The sequence below is a fragment of the Priestia sp. ABM2_011 genome, from assembly GCF_056158845.1.
The window spans coordinates 2,298,839-2,314,713 of record NZ_JBSWUB010000001.1 but is presented as its reverse complement, the minus strand read 5'-3'; the positions used below and the strand labels follow the sequence as shown (position 1 = coordinate 2,314,713).

Annotated in this window: 15 protein-coding genes and 3 other annotated features; of the genes, 2 read left to right on the top strand and 13 right to left on the bottom strand. The window is 40.2% G+C overall.

The window, feature by feature from the left end; genetic code table 11:
- Nucleotides 1–34 precede the first annotated feature (34 nt).
- On the bottom strand, nt 35–193 hold the full coding sequence (locus ACXAE4_RS12580; protein WP_155017373.1) for a hypothetical protein: 159 nt from the start codon (nt 191–193) through the stop codon (nt 35–37).
- A 128-nt stretch (nt 194–321) separates the two neighbouring features.
- On the opposite strand from ACXAE4_RS12580, the gene ACXAE4_RS12575 reads away from it, so the two are divergent.
- Nucleotides 322–1,866, top strand: a complete 1,545-nt coding sequence (locus tag ACXAE4_RS12575; protein WP_028412790.1) for an FAD-dependent oxidoreductase — start codon at nt 322–324, stop codon at nt 1,864–1,866.
- Nucleotides 1,867–1,908: 42 nt separating this feature from the next.
- On the opposite strand, the gene ACXAE4_RS12570 is transcribed toward ACXAE4_RS12575, so the two are convergent.
- The 11 genes from ACXAE4_RS12570 to allC form a co-directional block, all read right to left on the bottom strand.
- Nucleotides 1,909–2,154 (bottom strand): hypothetical protein, encoded by a 246-nt coding sequence (locus ACXAE4_RS12570; RefSeq protein ID WP_013057694.1) that lies wholly within the window; start codon nt 2,152–2,154, stop codon nt 1,909–1,911.
- Between the two features lie 141 nt (nt 2,155–2,295).
- The gene (aroA, locus tag ACXAE4_RS12565) at nt 2,296–3,567 is read right to left on the bottom strand and encodes a 3-phosphoshikimate 1-carboxyvinyltransferase (protein ID WP_154990331.1); all 1,272 of its coding nucleotides are present in this window, start codon (nt 3,565–3,567) and stop codon (nt 2,296–2,298) included.
- A 15-nt stretch (nt 3,568–3,582) separates the two neighbouring features.
- Nucleotides 3,583–4,440, bottom strand: coding sequence for a prephenate dehydrogenase (locus ACXAE4_RS12560; protein ID WP_028412788.1), 858 nt, complete (start codon nt 4,438–4,440; stop codon nt 3,583–3,585).
- Nucleotides 4,441–4,460: 20 nt separating this feature from the next.
- Nucleotides 4,461–5,627, bottom strand: coding sequence for a chorismate synthase (aroC, locus tag ACXAE4_RS12555; protein WP_028412787.1), 1,167 nt, complete (start codon nt 5,625–5,627; stop codon nt 4,461–4,463).
- Between the two features lie 48 nt (nt 5,628–5,675).
- Nucleotides 5,676–5,876 (bottom strand) — a binding site (T-box leader).
- Nucleotides 5,877–5,882: 6 nt separating this feature from the next.
- Nucleotides 5,883–6,956 (bottom strand): bifunctional 3-deoxy-7-phosphoheptulonate synthase/chorismate mutase, encoded by a 1,074-nt coding sequence (locus ACXAE4_RS12550; protein ID WP_013057698.1) that lies wholly within the window; start codon nt 6,954–6,956, stop codon nt 5,883–5,885.
- Nucleotides 6,957–7,082: 126 nt separating this feature from the next.
- Nucleotides 7,083–7,289, bottom strand: a binding site (T-box leader).
- Nucleotides 7,290–7,359: 70 nt separating this feature from the next.
- Nucleotides 7,360–7,565, bottom strand: a binding site (T-box leader).
- 200 nt (nt 7,566–7,765) lie between these two features.
- Entirely contained in the window at nt 7,766–8,224 is a 459-nt protein-coding gene (locus ACXAE4_RS12545) for a GNAT family N-acetyltransferase (RefSeq protein ID WP_049165361.1), read from the bottom strand.
- A 57-nt stretch (nt 8,225–8,281) separates the two neighbouring features.
- The gene (locus ACXAE4_RS12540; RefSeq protein ID WP_014459451.1) at nt 8,282–8,812 is read right to left on the bottom strand and encodes a chromate transporter; all 531 of its coding nucleotides are present in this window, start codon (nt 8,810–8,812) and stop codon (nt 8,282–8,284) included.
- Nucleotides 8,809–9,393 (bottom strand): chromate transporter, encoded by a 585-nt coding sequence (locus ACXAE4_RS12535; RefSeq protein ID WP_028412785.1) that lies wholly within the window; start codon nt 9,391–9,393, stop codon nt 8,809–8,811. The genes ACXAE4_RS12540 and ACXAE4_RS12535 overlap by 4 nt, the downstream gene beginning before the upstream one ends.
- A 24-nt stretch (nt 9,394–9,417) precedes the next feature.
- Nucleotides 9,418–11,028, bottom strand: coding sequence for a gamma-glutamyltransferase (ggt, locus tag ACXAE4_RS12530; RefSeq protein WP_047750556.1), 1,611 nt, complete (start codon nt 11,026–11,028; stop codon nt 9,418–9,420).
- 41 nt (nt 11,029–11,069) lie between these two features.
- On the bottom strand, nt 11,070–12,320 hold the full coding sequence (locus ACXAE4_RS12525) for a pyridoxal-phosphate-dependent aminotransferase family protein (RefSeq protein WP_028412783.1): 1,251 nt from the start codon (nt 12,318–12,320) through the stop codon (nt 11,070–11,072).
- 12 nt (nt 12,321–12,332) lie between these two features.
- Nucleotides 12,333–13,574: an allantoate deiminase gene (gene allC / locus ACXAE4_RS12520; RefSeq protein WP_224980593.1), complete on the bottom strand. Its 1,242-nt coding sequence runs from the start codon at nt 13,572–13,574 to the stop codon at nt 12,333–12,335.
- A 306-nt stretch (nt 13,575–13,880) separates the two neighbouring features.
- On the opposite strand from allC, the gene ACXAE4_RS12515 reads away from it, so the two are divergent.
- Nucleotides 13,881–15,464, top strand: coding sequence for a PucR family transcriptional regulator (locus ACXAE4_RS12515; RefSeq protein WP_028412781.1), 1,584 nt, complete (start codon nt 13,881–13,883; stop codon nt 15,462–15,464).
- A 64-nt stretch (nt 15,465–15,528) separates the two neighbouring features.
- Here ACXAE4_RS12515 and ACXAE4_RS12510 read toward each other — a convergent pair whose 3' ends face one another.
- Nucleotides 15,529–15,843 carry an MTH1187 family thiamine-binding protein gene (locus ACXAE4_RS12510; RefSeq protein ID WP_013057706.1) on the bottom strand — a complete coding sequence of 105 codons (315 nt, stop codon included), beginning with the start codon at nt 15,841–15,843 and terminating at the stop codon, nt 15,529–15,531.
- Between the last annotated feature and the right edge of the window lie 32 nt (nt 15,844–15,875).

The following is a 15,875-nucleotide window of genomic DNA, read 5'->3' as shown; positions in this document are numbered from 1 at the left end:
TTATTGCTCTTCATGTTTAAATCTGTAACCTTTACTATTTCATACTTTGCTTTTTATTCACCAATTCTTTCGTAGCAGACGGCAAGGTGCAGGTGCGGAAGCCACGTTGAAAAAGAAGAATCTTGAAGACCAAATATTTTCGTTTAACCTCTTCTTTGTTCGCAACATTCATACAAAGGCTGATTGTAATCACTCTTTTCCCCTCCTTTTCTTTAAATAGGTATAGCCAAGAGGTGCTATTAGAGTAGATTCCTTTATTTTGCATACATTTTTTTAGAAAACTATGGTAAAAATAAGACTTATCATATGGAGGTGAATAAATTGGCAAATATCCCAAAGGATACTGAGCCCTACTGGCGCGATCATTTAAAGTTTCCAACATACCCATCTCTTTCAGAAAATCGAAAAGTTGATGTTGTAGTAGTAGGAGGCGGTATTAGCGGTATTACAACGGCTTATTTATTACAAAAAGAAGGACTGAACGTGGCGTTAATTGAAGCTGATAATATTTTAAATGGTACAACCGGTCACACAACAGCAAAGATTACAGCTCAGCATGACGTTATCTACGATGAACTGCTTTCACACATTGGCGAAGAAAAAACGCTGCTGTATTATAAAGCAAACGAACAAGCTCTGCAGTTTATGAAAAACTTAATTCAAACGGAAAACATTGACTGTGATTTTTCAGTACAAGATGCTTACTTATACGGAGAAACGCTGGAGTTTGACCATCGAGTTCGTAAAGAATTTCGAGCCTATCAGCGATTACATATTCCATGTGAATTTGCAACAGAGCTTCCTTTTAGTTTTGATATTAGAGCAGCAGCTATTATGAAAGATCAAGCTCAGTTTCATCCGTTAAAATATCTGCTTCATTTAGTAAAAAAATTCACAGAAAGCGGCGGATTGATTTTTGAAAACACCGTAGCAACGGATGTAGAAGAAAGCACATCGCCCACCGTTGTCACAAGAGACGGACATCGCATTTCTTGCAAATATGTAGTGGCGTGTTCACACTTTCCATTTTATGATGGAGCGGGCTTTTACTATACGCGTATGTATGCCAAACGTTCGTATGTGTTAGCAGCAAAAGTTGAACAAGCTTACCCTGGAGGCATGTATTTAAGTGCTGATCAGCCTACTCATTCGCTGCGTTCAACAAAAGTTGACGGAGAAGAACTCATCTTAATTGGCGGAGAAGGCCACAAAGCTGGACAAGGAATTAATACTATGTTTCACTATGAGTCCCTTCAGAGGTTCGCCGAAGAAAATTTTACTGTCCAACATTTTCGTTATAAATGGTCTGCACAAGATTTATTTACGCTTGATAAAATTCCATATATCGGGCCCCTTAAAGAAAGCAAGCCAAATATCTTTATTGCTACCGGATTTAAAAAATGGGGCATGACTCATAGCACCATTGCAGCACATATTATCCGAGATGCAATAACCGGGAAAGACAACCCATATGCAGAGTTGTATAATCCGTCTCGTTTTTATGCGGACCCTAGCCTTAAGCATTTCTTTCGTCAAAATCTTGATGTGGCTGAACACTTTATTACCGGTAAGTTTTCAATGCCTGAAAAAGGACTCGATCAGCTTCAAAATGATGAAGGGTCGGTCGTATATGTAAACAGCAAACGTACGGGGGCGTATAAAGATCCTCAAGGGAAGCTTCACTGCGTCGATACTACATGCACGCACTTAGGATGTGAAGTAAATTGGAACGCCGGTGACCGCACGTGGGACTGTCCTTGTCACGGTTCTCGTTTTTCTTACGACGGATCTGTGGTAGAAGGCCCTGCTAAAAAGCCGCTTACACCAGTGGATGTCAATTCAAGCGATAAAAAAAGCACGCCGTAGGGCATGCTTTTTTTATCATTATCAATGGATTCACATTTGAGTTTACTCTTTACATCCTTCTTTTCTAAAGTATCGATTATACACCAAAACCATTGCATAAATGACTAGAAAAGAAAAAGTAAAGATAATTAACCTTCCAGATTCAGGGACATGATCAAGGTAGTCTGTTTCAAAAAACATAACAAACATCAAAAATGGTAATAGAAACAAAAACCAAATAAAATCTCGATCCATAAACATTTTTATAAAAAATAAAATGGCCCCGATGTAGACAATCATCAAAAACATAATCATTCACCAAATTCTATTTAATACTAGAGGTGTTGTAATGATTATATCGGATTTCTCCGGCGAAATATAGAGTCATTGGTTTTAATTTTATAAATTCCTTACAACTTTCAAACTGCTATTTTAACATAATAAGGGAATTTACTGCTGTAAAGACTCTAAGTGAGCAAAAAACTGCGGGTAAGACACGGATACCGCGTCACGATTTTCAATAATTGTTTCCCCTTTTGCAATACAAGAGGCAACAGCGAGCATCATACCAATGCGGTGATCTCCGTGGCTGTTTACATTTGCCCCGTGAAGTTTTGTGCCTCCGTGAATAATCATTCCATCTTCCGTGGCCTCAATATTAGCACCCATTTTTGTTAACTCATTTACTACCGTATCAATACGGTTTGTTTCTTTGACTTTTAACTCTGCAGCATCTTTAATAACGGTAATCCCTTCTGCTTGTGTGGCAGCTAGTGCAATAATTGGAATTTCGTCGATTAAACGTGGAATTAAATCGCCGCCTACTTCTGTGCCTTTTAAATGAGAAGCTTCTACAACTAAATCTGCATAGGGTTCCGCCGTTTCTTTTGTTTCTTTGACTGTCTCGATCGAAGCCCCCATATTTGAAAGCACCTCTAAAATACCCGTTCGAGTCGGATTCATCCCCACTTTTTGAATTTTAATGCGACTGTTTGCAATAATAGCCCCCGCTACTAAAAAGAATGCAGCTGACGAAATATCACCAGGCACTTCTACATGCGTTCCTCTTAACGTTTGACCGCCTTCAATTGAAACGGTTAATCCTTCTTCTTTCACTTTAACTCCAAACGCCTCTAGCATACGTTCTGTATGATCACGCGATTTCGCCGGTTCCGTTACAGAAGTTGTTCCTTCCGCCTGCAGTCCAGCAAGTAACATAGCTGATTTTACTTGTGCGCTTGCAACAGGAGATGTATAGTGTATACCTTTTGCTTTCCCACCTCGAATAACAAGCGGTGTAAAATTAGCGTCTTTTCGGCCGTCTAAATGAATATTCATATCACGAAGCGGACCAGTCACACGCTTCATAGGGCGTTTGGCAATAGATTCGTCTCCAATTAACGTTGAATGAAAGGGTGTATTTGCTAAAATCCCCATCATGAGGCGAATCGTGGTGCCCGAATTTCCGACATCTAAAATATCAGATGGCTCTTTTAGCGCTTGTATACCTTTTCCTTTTACCACGACGCTTTGTTCATCAATCATTTGAATATCTACACCTAGTTTTTGAAAGCAGGAAATGGTGCTAAGGCAATCATCTCCCGGCAAAAATCCGTTAATTGTTGTTGTTCCTTCTGCAATTGAACCAAACATGACGGAACGGTGAGAAATGGATTTATCTCCTGGAATTTGAATCGTTCCTCGTAAAGCTTTTACTGTCACAATCTGTCTCTCCTTTTATGCGTGAAGCGAATCACGAAATTCTTTAGCATCTGAAAAGTAATCAAATAACTCGTGTCCGTCACCTTTTTCTACTAATAGTTTTACTTGTTCCATTTCTTTCATCCAGTCATCTAGCAATGTTAAAAGCATAGAACGGTTTTGCTTTAATATGTCTCTCCACATATGAGGGTTGCTTGAAGCAATTCTCGTAATATCTCGAAAACCGCCTGCCGCCATTTCTGTAACAAGATGATTATTTGCTGAATAGCCTTTGACTTGTCTTACTAGACTGGTTGCAATCACATGTGGTAAATGACTGACAACTCCGGTGATTTGGTCATGAGTAGCTGCATCAAGCGGTACAAATTGTGCACTTGTAGGCTCTAGCAAATGCATAAGCGCATCTATTTTTTCTTTTTGCTCATTTTCAAACGGCGTTAAAATATAGCGCGCCGAACAAAATAAATCCGCTCGTGCATTGACTGCACCGCTCGTATGAGAACCAGCCATCGGATGCCCCCCAATAAATGAAATACGTTTTTTATTCAGCGCTTGGGCTGCTTTCATAATTTCACCTTTTGTACTTCCGACATCCGTTACGATAACCGTTTCTTTAAGCTTCCAAGTAGAAAGGTCGTGTATCCATGCTGTCGTATACTCTACTGGAGTAGCAAGCACGATATAATCTGCTTGGGCTGCTTCTGTTTTTATATCTTCAGCTACATAATCAATGATACCTAGCTGGTTGGCTACTTGTACTTCATTTGTGTTGATATCAGCTCCAACGACTGTTACGTGACGATGCTTCTTCATAGCTAGCGCTAATGATCCTCCAATAAGGCCAACGCCAATAAGTAATACACGTGTTTTCACCTTTCATTCTCCTCTATTCTTTAAAATTGCTTTGCGTATTCTTCGTGTTTTTTTACATTTTCTTGAATTAACTGAATTCGATCTGCCCCAAATTGATCGATAATAGCAGATGCTAGTTCCCAAGCAATCACGGATTCTGCTACAACCGCTGCCGCCGGTACTGCACAGCTGTCTGATCGTTCAATACTTGCAGCAAACGCCTCTTTTGTATCAATATCTATACTTTGCAGCGGCTTGTATAAGGTAGGAATAGGTTTCATGACGCCTCGCACCACAATCGGCATCCCTGTTGTCATGCCTCCTTCTAAACCTCCTGCATTATTCGTTTTACGCGTATAGCCGTTTTGTTCATCCCATAGAATTTCATCATGGACTTCACTTCCCGGTCTGCGAGCTGCTTCAAAGCCTACGCCGATTTCAACGCCTTTAAACGCGTTAATGCTCATAATAGCAGCAGCTAGCTTTGAATCTAACTTACGATCATAGTGCACGTAACTGCCTACTGCAGTAGGCATTCCTTCTACTACTACTTCCACTACGCCACCAATGCTGTCTCCATTTTCTTTTGCATCATCGATTGCTTTCATCATTTTCTGTCCCGCTTCTTCATCTAAGCAGCGAACAGGTGACGCTTCAGTTTTTTCCTGAAGTTCTGTTAGCGACTCATATGCCGTTTTTTCAGCTTTCACACCGCCGATTTCAAGTACGTGACATGCAATATTTACACCTACAGCTTTTAATACTTGTTTGGCAACTGCGCCTGTGGCTACTCGTACCGTCGTTTCACGAGCAGATGAACGTTCTAATACGTTTCGCATATCTCTGTGGCCGTATTTAATCGCTCCATTTAAATCCGCGTGACCTGGACGAGGTTTTGTAATTTGTCTCTTTACTTCTTCATCATGATCAACTGGATCAGCACCCATAATATTTCTCCAGTGCGTAAAATCTTTGTTTTCAACGACTAAAGCAATTGGTGAACCAAGCGTCTCACCGTGGCGAACACCGCCTTTAATCTGAACTTGGTCTTTTTCAATCTGCATGCGGCGTCCGCGCCCATGTCCCTTTTGTCTTCTTGCTAAGTCTTCATTAATATGTTCGGCTGTTAACTCAAGTCCTGCTGGTACTCCTTCAATAATCGCTGTTAATTGAGGTCCGTGCGATTCTCCTGCTGTTAAATATCTCATATTATCGATTCCTTTCTGTTATAAAAAATAAAAAACTCGCCCCTACGTCATAGGGACGAGTTTTTCTCGCGATACCACCCTAGTTGCAAACATTACTTGCCACCTCGAATTGTTAACGATCCGCTGACCGCTCTGTAAAAGAGTACTCAAAGAGTGTAATTCGCTCACATTTTTGTACTGACTTCCACCAACCGTCAGCTCTCTGAGACAGGGAAATGTTTGCTACTAGTTTCTTATCACTGTATCACTATGAAATTAAGATAATTTTACTGCTGCACCTTTTAATTCTTCCATGAATTTGTGGAATTCAGGAATGTTCATTTGCTGTGCTGAATCTGATAGTGCTACTGCTGGGTCTGGATGAACTTCTGCCATTACAGCATCTGCGCCGATAGCAATCGCTGCTTTTGCACATGGTAATAGTAAGTCTTTGCGTCCTGTCGAATGCGTTACGTCTACTACAACTGGTAAATGCGTTTCTTTTTTCAAGATTGGAACAGCTGAGATATCTAATGTGTTGCGTGTTGCACGCTCATATGTGCGGATACCGCGTTCACAAAGAATAATGTTTCCATTTCCGCGAGACATAATGTATTCAGCAGCGTTAATGAATTCTTCAATTGTTGCTGCCAATCCACGTTTTAAAAGAATTGGTTTGTCTACAGAACCTGCAGCTTTTAATAGCTCGAAGTTTTGCATGTTACGTGCACCAATTTGAATCACATCTACGTAGTCTAGAGCCGTTTCAATATCTTGAGGAGAAACAATTTCACTGATAATTGATAGACCTAGCTCATCTCCTACTTGACGTAAGATTTTTAATCCTTCCACTCCAAGACCTTGGAAATCGTAAGGTGATGTACGTGGTTTGAACGCTCCGCCGCGCATTAATGTAATGCCCTGTTCTTTAAGCGCTAAGCCCACTTCTTTTACTTGTTCGTAGCTTTCTACTGCACATGGTCCCATTACGAATTCTAAGTTTCCAGGTCCTACTTTTGTGCCGTTGATGTCAACGATTGTATCTTCTGATTTCTTTTTACGAGATACAAGAAGTGCTTTACGGTGATCGTCTTCTTGAAGTTCTAAGCTTGCTTTGAAAATTTCTTTGAAAATATGCTGAATTGTTGAAGCTTCGAATGGACCATTATGGTTAGCTAAGATTTGATCTAATGATTTACGTTCACGAACTGGATCAAAGCGATTCACACCTTGTGTACCTTTTACTTTTCCAATTTCTTGTGCGATTTCACCGCGTTTATTTAATAATTCTAAAATTTCTAAATTTATTTCGTCGATTTGTCCTCGTAATTGTTCTAGTGATTTTGTCATTTTAAAAATCCTCCTTTGATTTTACAACCTTGAACGGATCTTTTCGTTTAGTTTGTATTTAAAAATCCGTTTTACACCTACACAGCCGCTTATGCGGATATACAAAAAGTCCCTACTGATTGTATCAGTAGGGACGAATTGATCGCGGTACCACCCTAATTGCAAGCATTGCTTGCCTCTTCATTAAGATAACGGCTATTGCCGCTTTTGACTATTGCCAAAAGAAAGCTCCAAGAATGTAATTCGCAATCTCTTTTGTACTGATTCGCACCAACCATCAGCTCTCTGAATACAGGGAAGATTTTGCTACTATGCTCTTTTCATCGCTTGTAATGGATATAAAATTATAATGGACCGAAATACAAAAAGTCCCTACTCACCCTTAAGATTGTTCTTAAGAGTCAGTAGGGACGAAAATTCGCGGTACCACCCTAGTTGCAAGCATTTTGCTTGCCTCTTCATTAAAATAACGGCCAGGCCGTCTTTTCCTGCTCGGAAAAGATGCTCAAGGAATGTACTTCGAAAAAATTTTTGTTCTGACTCGCAGCAACCGTCAGCTCTCTGATACAGGGAAATTTTTTCTACTCGTGCTCCTATCAAAGCTCAGTATTGACTATGTATGCGTACTTGGATAATCAGTTCCGATCGTTTGAAACTGTTTGTCGCTTCCAAGTTGTGTGTAATGTTGTGTGATGTTGATTTGTATTATGAATGGTTTTTTTATCTTCGTCAACACTTTTTATTAATTTTTTTTATTTTTTAAAAACCAATGCCCCTTCAAACCTATCTCTATCAAGAGTTTTGTCACTTTAATTTTTTTCAAACACGTATTCCATTTCAGAGTCATATTCAATAAATCCATGTTTTTGATACAAGCTTTTTCCAGCGGCAGAAGCATTTAACCATATTCGATTTACACCACTTTTTTGGCCGTACTGCATCAAGTGCTTTAAAATAGCGGAAGAATAGCCGTGCTTTCGGTGATCAAAAGCTGTATACATGTTCATAACATATGCTTCTTTTCCTTGAAGGTTACCCGGTGAAGGCGGACGTATAAAAAAGACGAGGCTTCCTGCTGATACAACTTTTCCATCGACTTTTAAAATAGCCGTATAATTATTTGGGCTATTTATATTCGCAGTAAAATATTCTTCTGTCGCTTTTCGAAACAGCTTCTCACTCCCATTTAGTTCTCCCAGTTCTTTCATGAGCAGCATTCGCAGGTTAACCAGGTCCTGCACGTCTTCTAATAGTGCTTTTTCAACCATTGTTCTCCCTCTTTTCGTCTCTTTTACAAAAAAACTCTCAGCATTTGAGAGCTTCATTTAAGCAAGAAAAACAGCTCCGTATACGAGTGCTCCGACAATAACGAACGCTGGATGCACACGTAATTTTTCCAATAAAAGAAAGCTGGCTGCTACTAAAAATAGAGTTTGCCATATACCTGAATCACCGTATGAATTCATAAAAAATTCATACGCCATTAAGCCAAGTAAAATAGCGATTACGGGACGAATGTAGTTGGTCATTTTCTTAACATTTGGTGAATCTTTATACTTAAATAATATTCGAAGTAAAATGACTAAAAGCAAAACCGACGGAGCAATCGTTGCAAAAAGAGCAATCACCGAGCCTAAAATCCCTGCCTGCTGATATCCGATAAATCCTGCCATTTTTGTCGCAATTGGACCTGGAAGCGCATTTCCAATTGCCAGCATTTCACTAAACTCTTTAACGGTAAGCCAATGGTAGCGGTCTACAACTTCTTTTTGAATGAGCGGAATCGACGCAGGTCCGCCTCCATAGCCTAAAATATTTGAAACAAAAAACGCCATAAATAGCTGAATATAAATCATACCGATTCCCTCTTTTGCTTGTGCTCATCACTTTCGCCTTTTTTTCCTTTTCGTTTTAGCGGAATCCAAGCTGCTGCCATAAGTACAATAATAATAACTGCTGGATGAATATGGGCAAATTCCATTAGTCCTAAACTAATAATGAGTAAGATAATAGCTGGCGTCCAGCCTAAACCAGACGTTGATTTTTTGAAAAAATCCCATGTCATAACCGCGAGCATCACTCCCACTACAGGAACGACTGCTTTGGTCATCCCCATAACCCAGGGCTGATCTTTAAATTGCGTTAAAGTGGTCAACAGTAATACCATTAAAAAAACGGTTGGAATAACGGCTGCAAATAAAGCTGTACCGAGACCTAAGATACCGCCGACTCGATAGCCGATGTATCCAGCCAGCTTTGTCGCAATAGGCCCAGGCAGCGTATTGGCAATTGCTAATAAATCGCCAAATTCATCGTCATCCATCCACTTGTACGTATCGACTACTTCTTTTTTTACAAGTGGAATAGCTGAAGGTCCTCCTCCGTAGCCGAGCATACCTGAGCGAAAAAACGCTATAAAAATATCCAATTGTCGCATTTCTCGCGCTCCTTTCTCTGTGATCTAATAAGCAACGACGGCTCCGTCTGTTCGCGCTTCTGTGCCGCCGTATAATACACCGGTTTGTTCATCTCTTAAAATAATCTGTCCTCTTCCAAACGTATGTCTGCTCGTAGCCACATGAATATCATGCCCTTTGCGTTCTAATGCTTCTACAATATGTGAAGGCATTTCTTTTTCCACAAGAACCTTTTTATGTTCAATCCACTGCCATCTTGGTGCATCTAGAGCTGCCTGAGGATTTAGATGAAAATCAATCATATTCATGATGACTTGCACATGTCCTTGCGGCTGCATAAATTTACCCATTACACCGAATGAACCTACAGCACTTTTATTCTTTGTTAAAAATCCAGGAATAATGGTATGATAGGTTCGTTTTCCAGGCTCTAATCGGTTATGGTGCTGTGGGTCTAACGAAAAATTATGCCCGCGGTTTTGCAGGCATATGCCCGTATTAGGTACGACAAGTCCTGAGCCAAAATCCATGTAATTACTTTGAATGAATGATACCATGTTTCCTTCTCCATCAGCTGTAGCCAAATAGATCGTGCCGCTATGAGACGGCTGTCCGGCTTCGGGAATAAGCGCTTTTTCACCAATCAGCCCTCTGCGCTTGTTTGCATAAGAATCATTCAACAAATCTTCAACTGCTACTGTCATTTTATCAGCATCTGTAATAAATTTTTGTCCATCTGCAAACGCTAGCTTCATAGCTTCAATTTGCTTGTGGTATGTATCGACAGAATCTTTGGCATCAAAAGAAAAACCTTTTAGCGTATTTAGAGCTAAAAGCGCAATAAGGCCTTGGCCGTTGGGCGGTATTTCCCACACATCGTATCCTCGGTAAGAAGTTGAAATCGGCTTTACCCACTCTGCTTTAAAAGCTGCTAAATCCTCTTTTGCTAAAAATCCGCCGTGTTTTTTCGAAAAAGCTGCTATTTTATCAGCTAAATCCCCTCTGTAAAAAGATTCTCCATTCGTTTCGGCAATTTCAAGCAGTGTAGCAGCATGGTCTGGTGATCGCCACATTTCCCCTACCTTAGGAGCAGATCCATTGTTAGTAAATGTCTCAAACCAGTGTTTATATTCGTCACCTTTTAACGCGTGTGTAAATCGTTCAAACGCTCGTTCCCAATTGTACCCTAAAATTGGGGAGATTGGGAACCCTTCTTGCGCATAAGAAATAGCCGGCTGCAGCACTTCTTTTAACGGTAGCCGGCCAAAGCGTTTTGACAGCTCCACCCACGCACTCGGGGCACCTGGGACCGTAACAGGAACAAAACCGCGAGCCGGCATCTCTTTTATCCCCATGGCGCGCAGAGCCTCAATAGAGATAGAAGCAGGAGCAGGACCGCTCGCGTTGAGTCCATATAGTTCTTCATTTATCCACACAAGAGCAAATGCATCTCCGCCAATTCCATTTGAAGTAGGTTCTACCACCGTTAAACAAGCTGCGGAGGCAATAGCAGCATCTACTGCATTGCCTCCTTTTTTCAACATTTCAAGACCCGCCTGAGCGGCAAGAGGCTGACTAGTTGCTACCATTCCGTTTTTTCCAAACGTGCACGTACGCTGCGATGCATATGGGTGTGTGAAAAAGTATTCGCTCATAGAAAATCTCCTCTTTTCTTTATATGGTGAATAACGAATCTTTACAGACTAGACAACGCTACTTCTTCCTCATAAACTTCTAAAGCTGCTTGCAGAGCAGAACCTGCATTTACGCTTGCCCCGTTTCGAATAAGCACTGCTTCAAGACCGGCTAATGTAAAGAGAACGTTGTCTTTACGGCAGCTGTATCCCATTGTACCGATACGCCATATTTTTCCGTGCATCGGCCCAAAAGAACTTGCGATTTCAATTCCAAATTGTTCAAGAAGCGTAGAACGAACTGCTTCCCCGTCAATTCCTAATGGAATTAAGACGCACGTAACGGTTGGAACTTTTGAGTGCTCATCGCCAAATAAAGATAATCCCATTGCTTTAATTCCGGCTACAAGTGCTTTTTCGTGGAGACGATGCCTTGCAAATCTTTCTTCTAACCCTTCTTCTAAAATAACGCGCAGTCCTTCTCTCAAAGCATAGAGCATGGACGTTGCTTCCGTGTGATGATTTAGCCTGCGCTCACTCCAATAGTCTTGAAGCTGACTCAAATCAAAATAGTTGCTGATAATATTTGGACGCAGACGAACAGTTTGAGCATCTGCTTTTGTCGCAATTCCTTTTTCAACTTTTTTACGTTCCATGATAATTTTTTCAATACGATCATTGTACGTAATAGGTGCCATACCCGACGGAACAGATAAACACTTTTGTGTACCTGCAATCAATGCGTCAATGTTCCACTCGTCTACTTTTACATCCGTACCGCCGATAGTAGCTACTGCGTCGACGATAAATAAAACATCTTGGTCGCGACATGCAGCACCAATTTCTTTAAGAGGCTGCATTCTCCCTGTAGACGTTTCGCCATGAACCATTGCAACGATTTTTGGGTTTACTTTTTTTATTTCCTGTATTACGGTCTCAGGGTCAAACACTTCTCCCCATTCGCATTCAATATTGTGTACCTCAGCTCCGTAGCGCTCGGCAATTTCCGTTAATAAATAGCCGAAGCGGCCGAAAATCGGGACGAATACTTTATCGCCCGGTTCAACTACACTTGCAAGAACTGCTTCAATCCCAGCTCTAGACGTTCCATCAACGGGAAAAGCCCATTTGTTTTTGGTTTGAAATAGCTCACGAAGCATTTCCATCGTTTCGTTCATAATGCGCGTAAATGCGGGGTCGAACTGACCTAAAATAGGTGTTCCTAATGCTCTTAATACGCGTGGATCTGCTTCTACGGGGCCTGGTGTCATAATCGTACGCGGTGGTGTATGAAGCTGTTTTGTTATAGTCATGTCAAATTCCTCCTAGTAGGCAAGTTTATATAATAGTTCTATTAAGACCTTTACTCCTTTTTCTAACTGTTCTCCTTTGGTGAATTCCTTTGGGGAATGGCTGATTCCATCTTGGCTCGGGACGAATAACAAACATGTGGGAACTCTTCGCCCGAATACCTGCGAGTCGTGTCCTGCACCGCTTACTAATTCTCGGGAGGAGATATTCTTTTCCGAGGAAATAATTTTGGAAAGTTCAGATAATTGTTCGCTCATGGCAACAGGTTTTTCATCCATCCAGCAGTTGAGATTCACTTCTAAATCCCCTGCTGTTCGCTTGATAATTTCCTTCATTTCTCGTTCTGCTTCTTGTAAAACCTTATACTCATGATGTCTTATATCGACCGTGAATTCTACATATCCTGGTATTACATTCGGTGCATTTGGAGAAAGTGTAATTTTTCCAACCGTTACGTATAAAGCGTTATGATATTTTTCGCTCAATTCAATAAATGCCTTAGCGAGTTTGCAGCTCACATAAAATGCATCTTTCCTGATGTTCATCGGGGTTGTGCCCGCATGGTTACTTTCACCTTTAACAGATACTGTAAATCGTTTCTGCCCGACGATACTAGAAACAATTCCGATATCGCAATGAGACATTTCAAGCTGCTTTCCTTGCTCGATATGCAGTTCAATAAAAGAAGCGATGTCCGTGCGGTATGGCTCGCTGTGGAGGCCTTCTCCGAAATTGAGTTGTTTCATTGCGTCATCCAGCTTAACCCCTTCTTTATTTATAACATGTTTTGCATCACTTTTGCTGTGTAATCCATTCATATTACCTGATCCCCAATACGTAAGAGGAAATCTGCTACCTTCTTCTTCACAAAGTGATACGACCTCTAAGGTTTTTGTAGGGGAGCCATAATGCGCATATAGGTACTGCAGAGCAATGATACCTGCCACAACACCAAAAGCCCCGTCATATTTTCCTCCGTTTATCACGGTGTCGATATGGGATCCTGTTAAAATAACTTGTTGTTCTGGACCCGTTCCTTGCAACCGTCCAAATAAATTTCCTACATCATCGTAATACGTTTTGAGGTGAAGTCCCTTCATTTTTTCTTCCAATGCCTTTTGAGCTGCATTCCACTGTTCCGTATATAAAAGCCTCGTGACACCTTCTTTTTCATCTAACCCAAACTGTGACAACCAGCTAATGTTTTCTTCGATTTGCTGACAAAGCTTAGATTTTCCCGTCATATCTGCAACCATTGCTATCCCTCCTGCTATCTTCATTTTAAGAAAATGACTGATTGTTTTCATTAACACTTCCTACAATGATTTAGTGTTTTTTTGGCTATTATCACTAAATACACAAAGTCTTATATACGTTACTTTTTCTAACGTTATATGTTATTTATTTTATCTTACAGAATTAAATAAACTTCTTCATTAACAATTTATACATTTTTTTCTGAAAATTTTATTTATTTTAACTAAACTTTCTTATAAAATAGAAGGTAGATAAAAATACGCGCAGGGAAATGTGAGAATTTTTAACAAAAGGAGTAATGAATAATGGAACTACAAACTCTTTTACGCATTCCGATTTATGAGAAAGCATCTGTAGTAGCCGGACAAAAAGGGGTCACCCGCAAAGTACATAACGTCAATATGATGGACGCACCCGATATTTTATCTTTTTTAAAAGAAGGAGAATTTTTAATTACAACGGGTTATCACTTCAAAGAACATGAAGAAAGCTTAGCAAAACTTGTAGAAGGAATGGCTAAAAAGAAATGTGCAGGATTGGCCATAAAAACGAAGCGTTTTTTCGAACACGTGCCTGTTTCTATTTGTCAGCTAGCTGATGAACTTCACTTTCCAATCATTGATTTCCAAACGGACGAAACGTTAGGCGCGGTTATTAATGAATCTCTCAGCTTTATTTTAGATAAAAAAACAGCCGAGCTTCAGCAAGCGATGGTCACACATCAGCTATTTTCCTCCTACATCTTACAAGGAAAAGGCATTGAGAAAATTATGCAATCCATTCAAACGTTATGCAATGCTCACGTTGCCCTTTTTGATACCCATGGCCATGAACTCTTTTACACAAACAAACGCGAACCTTTTTCGCTCCCAATGGAAGAAGCGGTAGCGGGCGCTAAGCAGCTGTTTTTACGAACGTCAAAATATACAACCTTTTCCTTTTTGAACACAAAAAAAACCGTTACGCTTTTTCCGATTGCTACTCATACGAGAAAGTACAGTTATTTATTTATTGAACACCAAGTTTCTTTATCCGATTCAGCGCTCCTAACGATTGAACAAGCGACAAACGTTTTATCCTTCGAAATGATGAGACAGCAGGCTTTGTATGAAGCTGAAAGGCGACGAAAAAACGATTTTTTCAATCAGCTTGTTAACAATTATTATAAAACGCCTGAGGATGCTTCCTTTCAAGCACAGATGATGGGCTTATCAGCAGGAAACAGCTATATTTGCGCCGTTGGGAAAATTCATTCTACATTCACGCCTTACAGCGATGATGATATGATCTATGAGCTCCTTCAATATGAGTTATCAGCAGGTCCTACAGAGGCCGTTTTGTTTTTCTATGACAATCTTTACATTCTCTTGTTTACACCTCATTCTCAACCTATGATTATAGAATGCTTGCATCGCTTGCAGGAAGCTGTTTACCGTCACTATGATAAGCGAATGTCATTTGGAATTGGAAACCAAAGCCAATCCCTACTTACAATCGCTGACTCATATAAAGAAGCTGTTGAAGCTCTTGAAACCATCCATTTTAAAGATCAGTCAAAGCTTATTCAATTTTATCAGCCAAAACAGTTCAAAGAGCTGCTGAGGTTGCTTCCAGCAAACGATTTACAGGATTACTATTCTCAAACATTAGAAGGTTTGCTGCAGTACGATAAGAAAGATCGCTCCATCTTACTTGACACGCTTGAAACATATCTAAATTCCAATTGCCAAATCTCAGAGACTGCTAAGCAGTTATTCGTTCACCGGAACACGGTAATCTATCGAATCGAAAAATGCGAAGAGTTACTAAAAAGACCTATTCACACGTCAGAGGAAACCCTTCGGCTGCGCGTAGCTTTTCAAATTTTTTCTCTTGTGCATGCCAATTAAGTATAACTACAATAAAAAACGCCTGAGTAGATACTCAAGCGTTTTTTATTGTAGTGCATATTATTTATTTCGCTTTTAATTTAGACTGTACTGATTGTAATTTCCCAGCCATCGTATGATTTTCTTTATCACGGCGATCATCAATTCGTAAATTTGTACACACGCGCTGAATACCATTTTCAAAAGGTACTTCATGCATCTCTTGAACAATTTTTAGCAGCGTGCTTAATTCCCCTTCAATCAATGTATTCATAGGGGTTAATTGATATGTAATTTCATCTTCATGCTTGGCCAGCACTTTTTGAATATCAGCTACGTACTGACTCACGCTTGGCGTTTCCGTACCTACCGGAATAATGGTTACATCTACAATAGCCATGTTATACACTCCTTTTGTTTATTCTCCAATTA

Excerpts from the sequence above, each read along its gene's own strand:
- ACXAE4_RS12540 (WP_014459451.1), bottom strand. The coding sequence starts at position 8,812 with ATGATTTATATTCAGCTATTTATGGCGTTTTTTGTTTCAAATATTTTA.
- ACXAE4_RS12545 (WP_049165361.1), bottom strand. The coding sequence starts at position 8,224 with ATGGTTGAAAAAGCACTATTAGAAGACGTGCAGGACCTGGTTAACCTG.
- ACXAE4_RS12525 (WP_028412783.1), bottom strand. The coding sequence starts at position 12,320 with ATGACTATAACAAAACAGCTTCATACACCACCGCGTACGATTATGACA.
- ACXAE4_RS12570 (WP_013057694.1), bottom strand. The coding sequence starts at position 2,154 with ATGTTTTTGATGATTGTCTACATCGGGGCCATTTTATTTTTTATAAAA.
- ACXAE4_RS12510 (WP_013057706.1), bottom strand. The coding sequence starts at position 15,843 with ATGGCTATTGTAGATGTAACCATTATTCCGGTAGGTACGGAAACGCCA.
- aroC (WP_028412787.1), bottom strand. The coding sequence starts at position 5,627 with ATGAGATATTTAACAGCAGGAGAATCGCACGGACCTCAATTAACAGCG.
- ggt (WP_047750556.1), bottom strand. The coding sequence starts at position 11,028 with ATGAGCGAATACTTTTTCACACACCCATATGCATCGCAGCGTACGTGC.
- ACXAE4_RS12535 (WP_028412785.1), bottom strand. The coding sequence starts at position 9,393 with ATGCGACAATTGGATATTTTTATAGCGTTTTTTCGCTCAGGTATGCTC.
- ACXAE4_RS12515 (WP_028412781.1), top strand. The coding sequence starts at position 13,881 with ATGGAACTACAAACTCTTTTACGCATTCCGATTTATGAGAAAGCATCT.
- ACXAE4_RS12550 (WP_013057698.1), bottom strand. The coding sequence starts at position 6,956 with ATGACAAAATCACTAGAACAATTACGAGGACAAATCGACGAAATAAAT.
- allC (WP_224980593.1), bottom strand. The coding sequence starts at position 13,574 with ATGGTTGCAGATATGACGGGAAAATCTAAGCTTTGTCAGCAAATCGAA.